The organism is Mycobacterium sp. PSTR-4-N (assembly GCF_022348085.1).
Classification (GTDB): domain Bacteria; phylum Actinomycetota; class Actinomycetes; order Mycobacteriales; family Mycobacteriaceae; genus Mycobacterium.
Genome location: NZ_JAKRFN010000005.1, coordinates 244,690 through 260,638 on the forward strand (window position 1 = coordinate 244,690; position 15,949 = coordinate 260,638).

At 68.2% G+C, this 15,949-nt stretch carries 15 protein-coding genes; 5 read left to right on the forward strand and 10 right to left on the reverse strand.

Features of this window, described 5'->3' with window-relative positions; translation table 11 throughout:
• Nucleotides 1–10: 10 nt before the first annotated feature.
• The 4 genes from MHN84_RS09865 to MHN84_RS09880 form a co-directional block, all read right to left on the reverse strand.
• Entirely contained in the window at nt 11–745 is a 735-nt protein-coding gene (locus MHN84_RS09865) for a hypothetical protein (protein WP_241204445.1), read from the reverse strand.
• Between the two features lie 32 nt (nt 746–777).
• Nucleotides 778–1,893 (reverse strand): TDT family transporter, encoded by a 1,116-nt coding sequence (locus MHN84_RS09870; RefSeq protein WP_241204446.1) that lies wholly within the window; start codon nt 1,891–1,893, stop codon nt 778–780.
• A gap of 69 nt (nt 1,894–1,962) precedes the next feature.
• Nucleotides 1,963–2,907, reverse strand: coding sequence for a LysR family transcriptional regulator (locus MHN84_RS09875; protein WP_241204447.1), 945 nt, complete (start codon nt 2,905–2,907; stop codon nt 1,963–1,965).
• A 10-nt stretch (nt 2,908–2,917) separates the two neighbouring features.
• Nucleotides 2,918–3,985, reverse strand: a complete 1,068-nt coding sequence (locus MHN84_RS09880) for a sulfite oxidase (RefSeq protein WP_241204448.1) — start codon at nt 3,983–3,985, stop codon at nt 2,918–2,920.
• Nucleotides 3,986–4,069: 84 nt separating this feature from the next.
• Here MHN84_RS09880 and MHN84_RS09885 point away from each other — a divergent pair, with 84 nt between their 5' ends.
• Nucleotides 4,070–4,879, forward strand: coding sequence for a class I SAM-dependent methyltransferase (locus MHN84_RS09885; RefSeq protein ID WP_241204449.1), 810 nt, complete (start codon nt 4,070–4,072; stop codon nt 4,877–4,879).
• Between the two features lie 13 nt (nt 4,880–4,892).
• Here MHN84_RS09885 and MHN84_RS09890 read toward each other — a convergent pair whose 3' ends face one another.
• The gene (locus MHN84_RS09890) at nt 4,893–5,591 is read right to left on the reverse strand and encodes a TetR/AcrR family transcriptional regulator (protein WP_241204450.1); all 699 of its coding nucleotides are present in this window, start codon (nt 5,589–5,591) and stop codon (nt 4,893–4,895) included.
• 143 nt (nt 5,592–5,734) lie between these two features.
• Here MHN84_RS09890 and MHN84_RS09895 point away from each other — a divergent pair, with 143 nt between their 5' ends.
• Complete coding sequence (locus tag MHN84_RS09895) at nt 5,735–6,481, forward strand: 3-oxoacyl-ACP reductase family protein (RefSeq protein ID WP_241204451.1); 747 nt, start codon at nt 5,735–5,737, stop codon at nt 6,479–6,481.
• 9 nt (nt 6,482–6,490) lie between these two features.
• On the opposite strand, the gene MHN84_RS09900 is transcribed toward MHN84_RS09895, so the two are convergent.
• Both MHN84_RS09900 and MHN84_RS09905 read right to left on the reverse strand, forming a co-directional pair.
• Entirely contained in the window at nt 6,491–7,834 is a 1,344-nt protein-coding gene (locus MHN84_RS09900; protein ID WP_241204452.1) for an NAD-dependent succinate-semialdehyde dehydrogenase, read from the reverse strand.
• Between the two features lie 65 nt (nt 7,835–7,899).
• Nucleotides 7,900–9,312: an APC family permease gene (locus tag MHN84_RS09905; protein ID WP_241204453.1), complete on the reverse strand. Its 1,413-nt coding sequence runs from the start codon at nt 9,310–9,312 to the stop codon at nt 7,900–7,902.
• An 81-nt stretch (nt 9,313–9,393) separates the two neighbouring features.
• Between MHN84_RS09905 and MHN84_RS09910 the strand changes: the two genes are divergently transcribed.
• The 3 genes from MHN84_RS09910 to MHN84_RS09920 all read left to right on the forward strand — a co-directional run bounded on the left by MHN84_RS09910 (nt 9,394) and on the right by MHN84_RS09920 (nt 13,511).
• Nucleotides 9,394–10,254 (forward strand): universal stress protein, encoded by an 861-nt coding sequence (locus tag MHN84_RS09910; protein WP_241204454.1) that lies wholly within the window; start codon nt 9,394–9,396, stop codon nt 10,252–10,254.
• A gap of 75 nt (nt 10,255–10,329) precedes the next feature.
• Entirely contained in the window at nt 10,330–13,251 is a 2,922-nt protein-coding gene (locus tag MHN84_RS09915; RefSeq protein ID WP_241204455.1) for an EAL domain-containing protein, read from the forward strand.
• Nucleotides 13,252–13,292: 41 nt separating this feature from the next.
• A complete protein-coding gene (locus MHN84_RS09920) occupies nt 13,293–13,511 on the forward strand; it encodes a hypothetical protein (protein ID WP_046364887.1) in 219 nt (72 codons plus the stop codon).
• A 64-nt stretch (nt 13,512–13,575) separates the two neighbouring features.
• On the opposite strand, the gene MHN84_RS09925 is transcribed toward MHN84_RS09920, so the two are convergent.
• The 3 genes from MHN84_RS09925 to MHN84_RS09935 are packed head-to-tail and all read right to left on the reverse strand — an operon-like array spanning nt 13,576 to nt 15,931.
• Nucleotides 13,576–14,298, reverse strand: a complete 723-nt coding sequence (locus MHN84_RS09925; RefSeq protein ID WP_241204456.1) for a cutinase family protein — start codon at nt 14,296–14,298, stop codon at nt 13,576–13,578.
• A complete protein-coding gene (locus MHN84_RS09930; protein ID WP_241204457.1) occupies nt 14,295–14,861 on the reverse strand; it encodes a cytochrome b in 567 nt (188 codons plus the stop codon). Before MHN84_RS09930 ends, MHN84_RS09925 begins: the two co-directional genes overlap by 4 nt.
• The gene (locus MHN84_RS09935) at nt 14,858–15,931 is read right to left on the reverse strand and encodes a catalase family peroxidase (protein ID WP_241204458.1); all 1,074 of its coding nucleotides are present in this window, start codon (nt 15,929–15,931) and stop codon (nt 14,858–14,860) included. The genes MHN84_RS09930 and MHN84_RS09935 overlap by 4 nt, the downstream gene beginning before the upstream one ends.
• Between the last annotated feature and the right edge of the window lie 18 nt (nt 15,932–15,949).

A 15,949-nucleotide genomic window follows, 5' to 3' on the forward strand; every position in this document is an offset into this window, starting at 1 on the left:
TGAGGAGGGCTCACGTGAGCAGAACCGGAACGGCGGTGTCGTCGAGGAGAGCCGACAGCCTCGCGGTGAGCAGGTCGTCGTCTCGGCCCGGGATCACCACGAGCTGGGCAGAGCGTGCCAGCGGCAGCAGCGCACTGCCGGGCTGACCGGTTCGGATGACGCGGTCCACCATGACGTCGGGGTACCGTCCGCTGTGATCGGCCAGACGTTCCGCAACCAGTGCGCATTCGCGGTCGCGCTGGTCGGCCCAGTCGATCGGACACCAGGCCGGTGACGGAAAGCTCAGCGCGCCCGGCTCTTTCCAGCAGTGCACCGCTACCAGCGGTGCGGCTGCCAGGGAAGCGCTGGTGAACGCGGCCTCGATCGCGCCATGGTCGGCGACCGAACCCTCGACGGTGACGACGACCGGTGCGCCCGGGCGGGGTGTGTATCCCTCGGGTACGAGCGCTACCTCGAGATGGGGGAGCAGTGGGCCGACGAGCCGAGTGAGAGCGGGCCAGCGGCGCCGGTGTCTGGGTATCCCGATCGCCAGCAGGTGTACCGCCTCAGGCAGCTGCGCCAGCGCAGCAGCGGGATCGTGTGGATCGAAGGGCAGGCGTGTCGCGGGCCGTTGAGCGATCGCCGAGTCACGGGCCCACGCCACGGCGCCCGACACCGCGGTGCTTCCGTCGTCTGCGACGGCCGCCGGCGCATCGGCGGGTGAGGCGCCCCGGAATCGGGTGCCGTCGTCGGACAGTGTTGTCATGTCTACCTCCTGGACGCGTGAGTTGTGAGATGTCAGCGAGGGCCGAGCAGTTCGCCGCGGATGCTGCCGTGAACGGTGCGTGTCGCCACCAGACACCACGTACCGAGCAGACACACGTAACCGATCACCGCCGCGACGCGCAGGGCCGGTAGTCCGGTGTGCAGCGCCAACTGCGTTGTGCCGGTGACGAATGTGCCAACGGGGAACGTCAGGCTCCACCACGTCAACGCGAACGGCATGCCCCGGCGCAGGGTTCGCACGGTCAGCGACGTCGCCAGCACGATCCACAACACGGCGAACCCCCACACGGGTACGCCGAAGAGAACCGCGAAGACCTGCAACCCGCCCGCGATCTGCGGATCGACGGCCAGTGCCGCGGTGCCGCCGAGGAGTCCCGCCGCGGTGATGGACTGGCCCAATGGGCCCAGCACGATCCACAGCGTGGCGACCCGCGCGGTGCCGGACGTCCCGTAGTGCACGAGCCTGCTCCAGATCATCGTGGTGATGATCAGCGCGGCGATCATCGACAGTCCGAACATCGCGAAGCAGGCGTAGAGCATGGTGGCGCGACCGGTCTGGCTGCCGATGTGCGGAATGAGCAGAGCCCCCGTCGCGGCCGACACCATCGGCGGCACCAGCGGCATGAGCCAGCCGCCGAAAGCGGCGTCGGGCCCGACGTCGTGCTGGGTGACCATCAGGAACGGGATGACGGCCGCGGTGATGAGTCCGCCTGCCGTACCGAGAATCCACAGCGTCCAATCGAGCCGCAGGGCGGCGTCGGCGCCGATGAGGTCGCCGCCGACCAGCAGCGCCCCGGCGCCGACCGTCAGCAGCGCCATGGGGGCGGCACCGTAGAAGTGCGCCATGGCGGCGTTGCGCGCATGGCCGAGGGCGACGGCGGGGTGCCGCAGCCAGAACGAGCCGACCGCCACGATGAGCACGGCGAGCACTGCTGCAGCCAGCACCCAGACCACCTGAGCGAAGCCGCGCAGCCCCGGCACGTGGATCGGCAGGCTCGCTGCCGCGGTGGCGACGATCCCGGTTCCCATCACCGAGGCGAACCAGTTCGGTCCGACGTGGTGCAGCAGGGGTTTCGGCGCCTCGGTGACGTGGCCGGCCGGAGGGAGTGTGAGCGTGGATTGCTGCATGATTGTCACGGTAGGAGCTGGTGGCGCGGCTGAACAGCAATCAAGACACAAACAGAATTTGTGAGCCGATCACTCGCTTCGATGGCGCCGGACAGTGGCGATGTGGCTCAGCAGGTCCCGTGCGGCACCCGCAGGGGGAGTGCTGGCACCCACCCACACCGCGCGCAGGGCGCGGCGGAGTTCGAGGCCGGCCACCTCGACGGCGCGCAGACGTCCGAGTTCGAGATCGTCGGCGACGGCCAGTCTGCTCAAGACAGCCGGTCCTGCGTCGGCCAGCACTGCTGCGCGGACGGCGGCGGCGCTGGACAGTTCGAGCGCTGGCGGGACCTGCTCGGCGTCGGTGGCGCGCCGAAGCGCGCTGGCGAGGAACTCCCTTGTGCCCGAACCCTTCTCGCGTGTCACCAACGCCGCTGCCGCGAGCTCGCCGGCGGAGATCGGCGCCGGCCGACGCGCCCACCTGTGTGCGGGTGGCACCACCACCACGAGGTCATCGTGGGCGACGGTGGTGCTGCGCAACGGTCGTGGCACCCCGGGGCTCTCGACGAAGCCGAGATCGGCTCGATCGTCACCGATGGCCGCGACCACCTGCTCGCTGTTGGCGGCGGTGAGGATGACATCCGGCGGCGTCACGCGCTGCCGGGTGACGCTGTCTCGCCAGCTGACCAGCCAGCGCGGCAGGAGTTGTTCGGCGATGGTCTGGCTCGCGGTGATCCGCAGCCGCGTCCTGCTGTCGTCGCGCAGCGTCGCGAGTCCCGCGTCGACCTCGTGGGCCACGGTCAGCAGGCGGTCTGCCCACTGGGCGGCGACCGCGCCCGCCGGGGTGAGACGAGACCCGGTCTTGCTGCGGATGACGAGGCGCACCCCCGTCTGCCGCTCGAGAGCAGCGATGCGCGCAGACACAGCCTGCTGAGTCAGCCCGCACTCCCGCCCCGCGCCGCTGAGGCTGCCGGTGCGGGCGATCGCGAGAAGGACCTCCAACGACGTGAGGTCGGGCATTCTCGCGCTCAGCTGCACACGATCGACCTTAAGGCGACGTGACGTGCACCGGGTGTGCAAGCACCGACTCGTGCATGTACCCGAGCTCATTCCAGGGGGTCCGGTCCGGTTGTACCGTGCCACGGTTGTCGGTGGCGCGCACCCGCAGGACGTGCTCCCCAGGAGTCGCATCCCAGTGGAACTGCCAGCGCGCCCACACCCCGGCGGAGCCGGGCGAGGTGATGGTGGCGGGCAGCCAAGGATCGTCGTCGATCCGGTACTGAACGCTGGTGACCCATCCTTCGCCGGCGAAGGCGCGACCGCGGATCACCTGAGCCCCCGCGGACAGGGTCGCCGGCCACGGGAGCTCGATGAGACTGGACAGCGCCGGCTCGGTGATGGCCGGGCCGCGGGCGGGACCGTCGGCATGCCGGTCAGGGCCGATCAGCACGTAATCCTCGGTGTTCCAGGGCGTGTGGAGATGGCGGGTGCTGACCTCGAGACGGCCCAGCCACTTGATGCTCGCCGCGCCCAGCCAGCCGGACACCACCACCCGGGCCGGAAAGCCGTGGTCGACGGGGAGGGGCTCCCCGTTCATGGCGATCGCGACGATCGTGTCATCGGCGAGCGCCTTGGCCAGCGGCAGCGGTCTGCGGGCTCGGATCTGGTCGAGGGACTCCGGCATCACTTCGACAGCGTCGTCGGTGAGATCTGCCGGTGCCAGCAGCTCGCGCAGCCGCACCCCGGTCCACTCCGCGGTGCTGATCGCCCCCCGCCCCCACTGAGTGCCCTCGAACGTGTGCTGCACTTCCTGTCCGAACAGTGCGCGGCGATTACCCGCGCACTCCAAGGTCCGGATCATCGACACGAGGGGAAAGTCGTTGCACAACTGGGCATACGAGTACTCCAGCGGCGTTCGAGCGCCGTCACCGTCGACGCGAAGGGTCCAGGTGCCGGCGTCGATACGGGGTGACGGAGCATGGCTGCGGATGAAGAAGCGGTCGTTGGGTGTGATGTCGCCGAGCATCTGTGTCGGGTTGGTCCCGTAGTCGAGCCCGGTACCGGCGTCTTCCATCAGCTCTGCAGGTGTCGGCTTCACCACCGCGGATTCGCTCACTTCTGCAGGATAGGCCCGTGGCGGATTTTGCCCAGACGGCAATCATCCTTGCCAGGGGTCTCGGGCGCTGGGCACGCTGAATCGATGACAGACTCTTCCGGTCGGGCACATCTGCTACCCGACGCTGCGCTCTACGAACGCCTCGGCGAACCGCTGACCGCACAGTGCATTCCCCACGCATTCGAGGCGGTCGGCGGCATCGCTGCCGGCACCGAGGTGCTCGACGTCGCCTCCGGACCGGGCGGTCTGAGCGTGGCCGCGGCCGAGCTCGGTGCCCGCGTCGTGGCCACCGACATCTCCGAGGCCATGGTGGCGCGGGCGGCGCAGCGACTGGCGCCCCACCCGGCGTGCTCCGCGACCGTCATGGATGCGCAGGCGCTCGACATCGGCGACCACACCGTCGACATCGCCTTCTCGATGTTCGGCATCATCAACCTGCCCGAGTGGCGCACCGCCCTGCGGGAAATGGCCCGGGTGACCCGCCCCGGTGGCCGCGGCTGCATCAGCAGCTGGAAGGACCCCCGAACAGTCGGCTCGGTAGCGCTACTCGTCGAAGCGATGGCAGAGGTCTTTCCGGAACGCGAGCCGGTACCGCTACCCGAGGGCGTGCTGCTGGCTGCCGACGTCGATGCGCTGCATCGGGAGATGGCCGGGGCGGGCTTCCGCGACGTCACGGTCCGCCCGGTGCAGCTCACCTGGGCCGGTCCGACCATGGCGAGATTTCGCGCCGACATCGACGAGGTGTTCGGGTTCCTGCCGCCGTTCACGGGTCTGTCGCCGGAGGAACGCGAACGTCTGACTCCGGCACTGACTGCGGCGGCACAGCGCCGTGCAGGGGCCGACGGATCGTTGATTGTCGCCACCACGGCGCATCTCGCCGTGGGACGGGTCTGACGCCCGCGGCCGATCAGCCCGGGCGGGTCAGCGGCGCGGGCCAGTCGGCCGGGGCATCCGCCAGCGACGACGTGTCGGGCAGCGGGAGCGTGCACAACGCCGCCGCTTGCTTCGCGTGAATTCCGAAGGTGCGCAGCAGATGCCGCGCAACCTCGTCGACCGTGGCGTCGGCGTCACGATCGGGTCTTTCTCGCAGCAGTGTGGCCAGGCCGATCAGCGCGCCGCCGGCCAGCGCAAGTCCCACGTCGGGATCGGCGAGCGTGAAGCGGCCGGCGTCGATGGCCGCGGCGATGTCACGACGAGCGCGAGGAGACAGCCCGTGCTCGGAGAAGATCAACGACCCGGCATTGGCCAGCAGCAGTGCCGCCTCCTGCGGTCGATGACGAAACAGCCTGCCGGCAAGGCGGAACCGCGTGACGAAAGCTTCCGCCGGGTCGCTGATCGACTCGGTGAAGACATCGAGCAGCGCGCCCATCTGGTCGAGAGCGTCGGTCAGGGCCGCTTCGAACAGTTGCTCCTTGCTCTCGAAATGGTTGTAGAACGACCCCATTCCGACATCGGCGGCCTGGGTGATCTCCAGGATCGGAACCGCGAGTTTGCCTTCGGCGATGAACGTCTGCGCCGCGCGCACCAGCGCCGCGCGCGTGCGCATCTTGCGCCGCTGGAGCCGGTTGACGGGCTGCTCACCGCCGTCGACCTCGGGCGAATCCATGGAGGCAGGATAGCAGTGATGGTCCCAGTCCTGAGGAATTCGTCAGTGCGGTGGCCGCTGCGGACGCGGAATCTTTTCCGTCGTCGATCGCTTGTGCTTGGACACGGGGCCGAACAGTTCGGCCATGAAGGAAAGAGACGGCGATGACGAGTGCCCTGTCCGGAAAACGCGCCCTGGTCACCGGCGGTTCGCGAGGTATCGGAGCGGCGATCGTGCGCCGCCTCGTCGCCGACGGCGCCGCTGTCGCGTTCACCTACCAGTCCTCGCCCGAGCCGGCGAAGAACCTGGTCGACGAACTGACGGCAGGGGGCGGCACAGTCGTCGCACTGCAGGCCGACAGCGCCGATCCCGCCGCCGTCTCCGATGCGGTGGCGGCGGCAGCGTCGTCCCTCGGCGGTCTCGACATCCTGGTCAACAACGCCGGAATCGCCTACGGGGCGCCCATCGAGGAGTTTCCCCTCGAGGAGTTCGACCGCCTCATCGCCGTCAACGTGCGGGGTGTCTTCGCTGCCACCAAGGCCGCCGTCCCGCACCTGGGGGAGGGCGGGCGCATCATCACGATCGGCAGTGTCAACGCCGACCGCGCACCGATGGGCGGCCTGTCCGGGTATGCGTTGACCAAGGCCGCCGTCGCCGGGTTCACCCGCGGGTTGGTGCGTGAGCTGGCCCCCCGCGGGATCACGGTCAACACGATCCAGCCGGGCCCGGTGGCCACCGACATGAACCCCGAAGAGGGTGGCGCGTTCTCCGATCAGGTACGTCCGTTCATCGCCGTCGGTCGGTACGGTCAGCCGCCCGACATCGCCAGTGCGGTGGCGTATCTGGCGTCCCCGGAAGCGAGCTATGTCACCGGCGTCACGTGGAACATCGACGGCGGCTTCGTGATCTGACGCTCGGTGCTAATCGACGATGCGGATGAGCTTCTTGTTCACGAACTCGTCCATCCCGAACCGGCCCAGCTCGCGGCCGAAACCCGAGCGTTTCACACCGCCGAAGGGCAGCTCGGCACCCTCGGCGCCGACCGCGTTGACGAACACCATGCCGGCCTCGATCTTGTCGGCGACCCGCTTGGCCTGTTCGCTGTCGGTGGTGAACACGTAGGAGCCCAGCCCGAACGGGGTGTCGTTGGCGAGTTCGACAGCCTCCTGCTCGTCGGCCACCTTGTACACCGAGGCGACCGGCCCGAAGAGCTCCTCGCGGTAGTCACGCGGCATGTCGGTGAGCACCCCCGGCGGGAAGTGGGCGCCGTTGCGCTCACCCTCGCTGGTCAGCTGGGCGCCGGCCTCCACCGCTCGCTTCACCTGATCTTCCAGCCGCTCCGCGGCGGCCACCGACGACAGCGGGGCCAGACCGTCGGCCTTGCCCAGAACCTTCTTGGTGAACTTGTCCAGGAACTCGTCGTAGACGTTCTCGGCGACGATGATGCGCTTGGCGGCGTTGCACGCCTGCCCGGTGTTCTCGAAGCGCCCGTCGACCGCTGCCTCCACGGTGGCGTCCAGGTCATCGGTCGACAGCACGATGAACGGATCGGAACCGCCGAGCTCCAGCACGACCTTCTTGAGGTTGCGGCCCGCGATCTCCGCGACGGCGGCGCCGGCCCGTTCCGAACCGGTCAACGACACACCCTGGACTCGAGGATCGGCGATCGCGTCGGCGATCTGCTCGTTGGTGGCATAGACGTTGACGTAGGCCCCCTCGGGGAAGCCGGCGTCGCTGAAGATCTTCTGCAGCGCCTCAGCCGATTCCGGGCACTGCGGCGCGTGTTTCAGGACGATGGTGTTGCCGATGGTCAGGTTCGGCCCGGCGAAACGGGCCACCTGGTAGTACGGGTAGTTCCACGGCATGATGCCGAGCAGCACGCCCACCGAGCTCCGCCGGATCAGCGCCGAACCGTCTCCCTCGAGGAGATCGATCGGCTCGTCGGCGAGGAACTTCTCGGCGTTGTCCGCGTAGTAGGTGTAGATGGCTGCGCTGAACTCCACTTCGCCGACCGACTGGTCCAGCGGTTTGCCCATCTCGCGCTGGATGATGCGGGCGAGCTCGTCCTTGCGCTCCTCGTGCAGCTCGGCGACCCGGCGGATCAGCGCGGCCCGATCAGCGACCGAGGAGGTCTTCGACCACTCGCGGTGCGCCTTATCGGCCGCGGCGATCGCCTGCTCGATCTGCTCGTCGGTGGCCGTCGGGTATTCCTTGACCAACTCGCCGGTGGACGGGTCGACCACTGCGTACATAGACGTGCTCATCGACAGTTCGCTCCTCAAAGATCGGGCTCGTTGAACGGGCCGAGTACAAGCCGTGCGCCGCCAGTCTAGGTCGCGGTGTTCCGGGGCGGGTTGACTTCGTCGGCGTCGGGTATCGGCTCGCCCATGTTGACCGTCAGCGGCCGCCGCAAGAAGCGCGTAAGCCACAGCAGCACAACGATTCCGATGGCGAACCAGATGATTCCGTACCGGGTGGACTCGGGCGACAGGTAGAGCCAGAGCAGCACCGTGGCCGCGACACCGACACCGGGCAGGACGACGTTGCGGAAGATCTGGCCGGCGCCGCTGACCTCACGGCGGCGGTAGGCGAAGTAGACGATCACGGTCAGGTTGACGAACGTGAAGGCGATGAGCGCGCCGAAGTTGATCAGCGAGGCGACGAAATCGAGGTTGAACGCAATCGCCAGCAGCGACACCAGACCCACGAAGATGATCGCGTAGGACGGCGTCTGGAAGCTCGGGTGCAGGTACCCGAAGAAGCGTCCGACGGGGCCGCGACCGTTGCGCCCCATCACGTACAGCAGACGCGACACCGACGCGTGTGACGCGAGGCTGGAAGCCACCGTGGCCGCGAACGCCGCCGCGGTCAGCAGGATCTTGAACAGATGCCCACCGACGTTGAACGCGATTTCTGGCAGCGCACTGTTCTCCAGCGACTCCTGGCTGAAGTTCGACACGTCCGGGAACAGCGACTGGGTGAAGAAGGCGGCGACGAAGAAGATGGCGCCACCGATGAGCAGCGCCAGCAGGATCGCCTTCGGCACTGTCGACGCATCCTTGGCTTCCTCGGTGTACATCGTGATCGCGTCGAACCCGATGAACGAGAACGCCACGATCGTCGCGCCGGTGATCACCAAGTCGAGATGCACACCCTCGTGCCACAGCGGCTTGGTCGAGAACAACGTCCCGTTACCAGCGCCGTCCATCAGGGACTTGGCGGCCAGGATCAGGAACACCCCGATCAGCACCACCTCGAACACCACCAGCAGCATGTTCACCCGCGACGTGTTGGTCATGCTGAACAGACACATCCCGGTGATCGCGGCGACGTAGACGACGACGAACAGCCACTGCGGGGCATCGGGGAAGAACGAGTACATGTAGCTGCGGATGATCAGCGCGTTCACCAGCGGGAGCAGCAGGTAGTCGAGCAGCGCGGCCCACCCGATGAGGAAGCCGAAGTTGGGGCTGATCGTCGCCGAGGTGTACGTGTACGCCGAACCGGCCGAGGGAAACACCGTCGTCATCCGGCCGTAGCTGATCGCGGTGAAAGCCATGACCACCAGCGCGAAGACATAGGCGGTCGGAACCACGCCGCCGGTTTCGTCGGAGACGATGCCGAACGTGTCGAACACGACCGTCGGGGTCATGTAACCCAGCCCGAGGAACACGATCGCCCAGAGACCCAGGGTGCGGGCCAGCGCGGGAGAACCCGAGGAGCCGGAGGCTGACTGAGTCATGGTGGCACCGCCATCTCGCTGGTGGAAAAAGGTACTCACGGGGCTTACCACAACCTCGGCGGTTCTGTACCGTGACCAGCCATGCGATATGTCGTCGGGTACGGTCCGCGTCAGCGCGGCGTCGACGGAGTGAACGTCGCGGCCACCCTGGCGCGCTCCTCCGGAGCCACCCTCGATCTCGTGTCGGTGCTGCCCAGCGATGCACCGACGTTCCAGCGGTATTCCCCTGACCAGGCCTTCAACGCCGAGCTCGATGAGCAGGCCCGAGAATGGTTGCGCGACGGCCTGTCGCGGGTCCCCGACGGCGTGACCGCCGACGCCACGGTGCAGCGCGCCGACTCGATCACCCAGGGGCTGCTCGATGCGGCCACCGACCCCGACCGCGGCGAGGCCGGGCTCATCGTGGTCGGTACCTATCACCGCGTGCGGAGCGGCCGGTTCGGTCTGGGCAGCCTCGCCGATGCACTGCTGCACGCCTCTCCGGTGCCGGTCGCCCTCGCGCCGGCTCAGTACCGAGCGCAGCCCGGGGTCTCTCGCATCACCTGCGCCGTCGGGCTGCGGCCGGGCAACGAGGTGCTGTTCGACAACGCCGTCCGGCTGGCCGGCGAATGGCGGGTTCCGCTGCGCTTGATGTCGCTGGTGGCACTCGACGAGGACGTGCGAGGCGACGGCGACGAATGGACCCGCGCTGCGCAGGAACACGCGGCCCGGCTGGTCGCCGAGGCACACCAGCGGTTACCGGCCGAGTGCCCGGTCACCAGCATCGTCGGTCGGGGGCGCTCGCTGGAAGACGCCGTCGAGGGCGTCGAGTTCTCCGACAGCGAGGTCGTGCTGGTGGGGTCGAGCCGGCTGGCCGCGCCCCGGCGACTGTTCCTCGGCCGGTCGGCCGCCAAGATCCTGCGAGCGTTGCCGGTACCGTTGATCGTCTGGCCGAGGGACTGACCGGACCGATTCGCCGACGAAAACGCCGCCGAGCGCCCATGCTGTTTATTGACGCTCAAGCAAAGGGTGGCAATGGTGGGCACCGGTCGATGTCTGGCGTATCTCGTCGCTTTCCCGATGGCCTACAGCCTGGCGATAGTGGCAGGGCGTGCCACGCGGCTCGGCGGTGACGAGATCTCACTGGTGTGGCCGGCCGCCGCCGTGGCCACCATCTGGCTCCTCGCGACCCGGTCGTGCCGAGCACAACAGCGTGGCGCGCACGTCGCCCTGCTGGTCGCTCTCACCTTCGTCGTGAACCTGGCCACCGGTGCGGCGGTGCCGCTCGCCGCCTGGTTCGTGCTGGTCAATCTGGTGCTCGCCGCGGTGACGGTGGCGGTGCTGACGCGCGGCGGACGGGTGGCGTCCCTGCGAGATCCGGGTGACCTCGCCCGTCTGGTCGTAGCTGTGGTCGTCGGCACCAGCGCCGCGGCGGTGTTGGCCGCCGGATACTTCCGAGTCGTCGAGGGCGACTCTTTCGGGGAGACGTTCGCGCTGTTCGCCGTTCGCAACGGCGCCTCGGTGCTGTTGGGCGTCTCGATCTGGCTGCGCGCCAAGGAAATCACCTGGGCGTGGCCGCGCTTCACCGTTCGAGGTCTTCCGGAAGCGATCGCAGTGACATGCACCGCCGTCGTCACCTTCGTATATGCCTTCTGGCTGAACACCGGCGTCCCGATCGCGTTCATCGTGCTGGTGCCTGCGGTCTGGTTGGCGCTGCGCTACAGCACCACGGTGGCGACGACCTTCCTCATGATCGCGGGCGCCTGGATCGTCGGCGCCACCTTGCGCAACAGGGGCGCGCTGATCGTCCCCGACGTCGAGTTGCGCGCGCTGCTCGCGCAGGCCATGGTCATCAGCCTGACCGTCGTGGTGCTGACCCTCGCGCTCTACCGCGACTCCCGCGCGCGGTTGATCGCGGAGCTCTCCCGGGCGCGCGACGCGGCGGACCGCACGTCGGAGCTCCTCGGTGCGGTTCTCGACAGCATCCACGACAGCGTGGTGCTCACCGATGCCGACGGCGACGTCGTCGTGAAGAACTCTCGAGCCGTGTCGTCGGGTCACATCGACGACATCGCGCAGGCCGTTCGGGACGCCGGGACCGGTGTCGCCGGTAAGCGGGATCTCGTGATCGAGGCGCAGAACCGGGTCATCGAATTGACCACCGCCCCATTGGCGCTGCGGCCGGCCTTCACCGTCGCCGCCTTCCGGGACGTCACCGAGGAACGGCAGCACGCCGAGCAACTGCGGGCGGCGCATGATCTGTTCGCCGGGGTCTTGGAGGCGGCATACGAGCAGGCGATCATCGGCACCGACGCGGCAGGGCGGATCACGGTGTTCAACCACGGCGCCGAACGGTTGCTGGGGTGGTCTGCCGCGGAGATGATCGGACGCTCTCCGATCGTGTTCCACCACCTGCCCGAGGTACAGGAGAGGGCGGCCGAGCTCGGCATCGCCCGGGCGCAGGACGTCTTCCTCCAGCACCTCACCCCGCGGACCGCCGACGTCCGGGAGTGGACCTATGTCCGCCGCGACGGCAGCCGAGTGCCCGTGAGCATGGCCATCTCTCAGATGACCGACCGCGACGGCGGATGTGTCGGCTACATCGGCGTGGCCACGGACATCACCGAGCGCAAGGCCGTAGAAGCCGAGCTCACACATCTGGCCTCGCACGATCCGTTGACCGGCCTCGCCAACCGCGCGCTGTTCATGGAGCGCGTGGAAGCGGCTCTGACAGCTGCCGGCCGCGCCGAGGCGACCGGAGTCGGATTGATCTTCCTCGACCTCGACGGGTTCAAGGCCGTCAACGACACCTGGGGGCACGCCTGCGGCGACGAGGTACTCAAAACCGTTGCCGAACGGTTGACTTCGGTGAGCCGATCGGAGGACACCGCCGCGCGCCTGGGAGGCGACGAGTTCGCGGTGCTCTGCCCGCAGGTGCGCGATGCGGAGGCCCTACGCCGTGCTGCCGAACGCATCAGAGCAGAATTGCGCCGACCGGTGACGCTGGGGAACGGGCGGATCTACGACCAGCTGTCGGTCAGTGTCGGGGTCGCGCTCGCCGAACCGGGGTGCGAGGGAGAGACGCTGCTGCAGCGCGCCGACAAGCTGATGTACTCCGCCAAGCGCCACGGCAAAGACTGTGTCGCCATCAGCGGCGATGTCCCTCGAGCGCCTTTCCCGCGGCAGGACTCACAGCTGCAATCCGAACTGTCCCGCGCCCTGGACCGCGACGAGCTCGCAGTGCACTTCCAACCGATCGTGAACCTGGACACCGCGAAAAACGTTGCAGCAGAGGCATTGCTGCGGTGGCAACACCCCGACCGGGGGTTGTTGTTGCCCGGGGACTTCCTGACGATGGCCGAAGCGTCGGTCCTGATGCCGGCGATCGGTCGCAGGGTGCTCGGTGAGGCGTGTCACCAGGCCGTGTCGTGGACCGGCTGCTGGTCCGAGGCCGCGGTCCACGTCAACGTCTCGGGCCGTCAACTCGAACGCGGCGACCTACGCAGCGATGTCCTGTCCGCGCTGCAGGTGAGCGGCCTCGACCCGCACCGGCTCGTGCTCGAGCTGACCGAGACACACGCCGGTCATGCCGCCCGTTCTCTGTGCGGGGACCTGGAGGCACTGCGGGAACTGGGAGTGCAGATCGCGATCGACGACGTCGGTACCGGTTTCAACGGCCTGCAGAAATTGGTGGACTATCCGTTCGACATCATCAAGATCAGCAGGCAGTTCATCGCAGGGATGCTCGACGACAAGCGGTGTGCGATGTTCACCCGGGCGATCGTCGAGCTCGGTCCCCGTGTCGGGATGACCGTGATCGCCGAGGGCATCGAGCGGCCCGAACAACGCGACCGTCTACTCGAATGGGGGTGTGCACGAGGGCAGGGTTTCCTCTTCGGGCGCGCCGGCTCGGACATCGATGGAATCAAATCGCCCGCAATGCTGTTTGACCCTGCGTAGGCGGCACCACCGCCCAGCAGAGACGACAAGAGGCGATAGCAATGAAGAAGTTCGGATTGATGAGCATGGTCGCCGGCGCGATGACCGCCGCCGTGATCGGTTTCGCTGGTCCGGCCCAGGCCGACCAGAGCGGGTTCGGGTTCGGCGGCTACGGCTACGGCCACCACGGCTACGGATACAGCAACGACTACTACCCGTGGTACGACCAGCTGTTCCCCCACGTGCACGTGCCGCACGTGGACACCACCGTCCACAACTGATCGACGAACGTCACAGAGGGCGCCCGCAGCAGCGGGCGCCCTTTTTCGTGTCCTCAGGCGCGGATCACTGAGAGTCGGCGCCGCCGTTCAGATGATCGACGACGAAGGCGGCCGCCTGGTCGGCCATGCCGTTGCTCTTGTAGGCGCTGTGGGCGGCCCGATCGAAAGCACCCGGCTGACACACCGGATCGCCCGGCGCGCACAGCTGCAGCGTCTTGTCCGCGTACAGGGGCCCGACGGTCAACGACGGTGCATTGCGGTCGACGAGGTTGAGGAAGAACGGGTCTGGTGTGCCGAAGAGCACGACCGCAGCCACGTGCGGCGCGACGGAGGCAGGCATGGGCCCGTCGATGTCGGGGGGCAGGATGAATCCCGGTGGCACGTGATCGAAGGTGGTGTAGGCCGCGACCGCGGCGCCCTGGGAGTAGCCGCCCAGCACGATCTGCGTCTGCGGGCAGCTACTCACCACCGACTGGATGTGATCCGCGGCATCGGCGACGCCGCTGACGGCGGTGGGGAAGTCCAGCGAGGCCGGGTAGTTCACTCCGTAGGTGGCCACTGGTGCGCTCAGGCGAGTGTTCAGCGCATCGACCAGTGCCTGACCGGTGTCTCCGATCCCCGGTGCCTCCAGCGTTCCCCGGGCGAACACGACCTCGACCGCCGGGCAGGCAGGTGCCGGCTGCGCCGCGGCGATCCCGGCAGCCTGGGGCCCCACGCACGCAGCCACGAGGGCGGCGGCCGCGCCGACGACGCGGCTCACCCGCAGGGTCCGGAGACTGGCGTTCATGACGGTCCTTTCGCAGTGGTGACTGGCCTGTCGCCCGATGTCCCGAACGTCATGCGCGAGAGCATGCGGTCGCGCAGCGTCAGGGTGTGGAGCAATACCGCACAGACGTGGGCGGCGATGACGACCACCAGGAGGTAGGCCAGTACCGAATGGGTCTGCCGTAGAGCAAAATACACGTCCGCATCGAACGGCGCGATCGAAGGCAGATGGAACCCGGCAACGATGGCCGGCCGACCCGCCGCGGAGACCATGGCCCAGCCGACCAGAGGTTGTACCAGCAGCAGGGTGTACATCAGCCGCTCTGAGTAGGTGACGATCCTCCCCTCGAATCGTCCGACGGTCGGCGGCCACGCCGGCGGATGCGTGACGCGGCGATTGACCAGGCGCACCACCGTGACGACCAGGATCATGATGCCGATACTCATGTGCACCGCGACCAGCGCGGCGTAGGAGCCGATGGAATTCACCATCGCGAAGCCGATCAGCAGGGCAGCGAAGACTCCGATCGCGGTGATCCAGTGCAGGATTCGGGAGCGCACCGCGAACCGCCGGGGGGCCGTCATGCGCGTACCTCGTCGACCTGAACCGCCGGCGGCGAGGACGGTTCACCGGTGCGCAACCGATAAGACGCGGCGTACACCGAGGACCGGGCGCTCAGGAGAGGGTCCGCAGAGGGTTCGAGGCCATCCGGCAGCACCAATGGATCGAAGTTGACGTCCCGCGCGTTGCCGGGGGCTTCGGTCCGGGCCGAGGTCAGGGTGAGAGTTCCGGCATCGATGCGTTGCCGGTCGGCCGGCCACGGCAGCGTGGCGTCGTCGTGCGGATCCGATGCCTGACCGACGACGAGTTCGAGCCTCCAGCTCAGCGGTGTGCTGCGGATCTGCCGCACGAGCGCATCGAAGAGGCCATCGCGTCCCGATCCGGCGGGCAGCGCGGTGTTTAAGGGGACGAACGACCAGCGCACCGGCGTGCGCACCCCCGCGGCGTCGACGGCGTAGAAGGTGTTGAGACTGGAGTACGTACTGTCTGCGAAACCCGTTGTCGGCGGGGCCTTTTTGATGATTCGCATGGCTGCCGCCGTCTCGGGGTGGGCCTGCAGGAATGCCGCCATCTTGGCCGGGTCGGGTTGACCGGTGCCCGGTACCGTCTTGCCCGCTTGGGCCCTGGCCAGGAACCCTTGGGCCGAGTTGTCGGGGAACACCGGCAGGTTCAGCGTCGCGGTGCGCCACTGCCGGCGGTGCGGCAGGTCGAAGGCCAGACCCAGCCCGCGCGCAGCGCCAGGAGTGTCCGCGACGAACGGGTCACCGCCGGCCAGCGAGAAGCGCCCGAGGACCGGGGTGCGGCCGGATCGGAAAACGGCCGCTGTCGACAGTGCCGACCCGTTCCCGGTGCTGTCGAAATAGCCGGACACCGCAACACCTTTCGCGTGGTTCTTGCGGAAGCCCAGGTGTGTCCCGTAAACGCCACGGAGGCCGTCGATGACGGTCTGTCGGGTGAACCTGGCGGCAGGCCTGATCCAGTCGTTCGCGTAGGCGACGGCGCCGAGATCGACGGCGAGGAACGCGCCGACGCCCACGAGTCCGGCCAGCACTGACCGGCGATCGATCTCGGCACGCCAGGATGGTCCGTTCACCGTCGGTACCCTCCGTGC